The sequence below is a fragment of the Serratia sp. CY43202 genome, from assembly GCF_052168755.1.
Classification (GTDB): domain Bacteria; phylum Pseudomonadota; class Gammaproteobacteria; order Enterobacterales; family Enterobacteriaceae; genus Serratia; species Serratia bockelmannii.
The window spans coordinates 1-1220 of sequence record NZ_JBJNMB010000023.1 but is presented as its reverse complement, the minus strand read 5'-3'; the positions used below and the strand labels follow the sequence as shown (position 1 = coordinate 1220).

1 rRNA gene is annotated in these 1220 nt (G+C 53.0%); it reads right to left on the bottom strand.

The window, feature by feature from the left end:
* Window positions 1–1220 (bottom strand): 23S ribosomal RNA (locus tag ACJ8J5_RS24710); the annotation flags it as partial.

The window sequence follows — 1220 nt, the reverse complement described above, 5'->3', positions numbered from 1 at the left end:
CCTTAAAGGCCCAGGGAAGACTCATCTTGAGGCAAGTTTCGCGCTTAGATGCTTTCAGCGCTTATCTTTTCCGCACTTAGCTACCGGGCAATGCCATTGGCATGACAACCCGAACACCAGTGGTGCGTTCACTCCGGTCCTCTCGTACTAGGAGCAACCCCTCTCAATCTTCCAACGCCCACGGCAGATAGGGACCGAACTGTCTCACGACGTTCTAAACCCAGCTCGCGTACCACTTTAAATGGCGAACAGCCATACCCTTGGGACCTACTTCAGCCCCAGGATGTGATGAGCCGACATCGAGGTGCCAAACACCGCCGTCGATATGAACTCTTGGGCGGTATCAGCCTGTTATCCCCGGAGTACCTTTTATCCGTTGAGCGATGGCCCTTCCATTCAGAACCACCGGATCACTAAGACCTACTTTCGTACCTGCTCGAGCCGTCACTCTCGCAGTCAAGCTAGCTTATGCCTTTGCACTAACCTCACGATGTCCGACCGTGATTAGCTAACCTTCGTGCTCCTCCGTTACTCTTTGGGAGGAGACCGCCCCAGTCAAACTACCCACCAGACACTGTCCTCACCCCAGATTATGGGGCCGAGTTAGAACATCAAACATTAAAGGGTGGTATTTCAAGGATGGCTCCACGCAGACTGGCGTCCACGCTTCAAAGCCTCCCACCTATCCTACACATCAAGGCTCAATGTTCAGTGTCAAGCTATAGTAAAGGTTCACGGGGTCTTTCCGTCTTGCCGCGGGTACACTGCATCTTCACAGCGAGTTCAATTTCACTGAGTCTCGGGTGGAGACAGCCTGGCCATCATTACGCCATTCGTGCAGGTCGGAACTTACCCGACAAGGAATTTCGCTACCTTAGGACCGTTATAGTTACGGCCGCCGTTTACTGGGGCTTCGATCAAGAGCTTCGCCTTGCGGCTGACCCCATCAATTAACCTTCCAGCACCGGGCAGGCGTCACACCGTATACGTCCACTTTCGTGTTTGCACAGTGCTGTGTTTTTATTAAACAGTTGCAGCCAGCTGGTATCTTCGACTGGCTTCAGCTCCATCCGCGAGGGACTTCACCTACATGCCAGCGTGCCTTCTCCCGAAGTTACGGCACCATTTTGCCTAGTTCCTTCACCCGAGTTCTCTCAAGCGCCTTGGTATTCTCTACCTGACCACCTGTGTCGGTTTGGGGTACGATTTAATGTTACCTG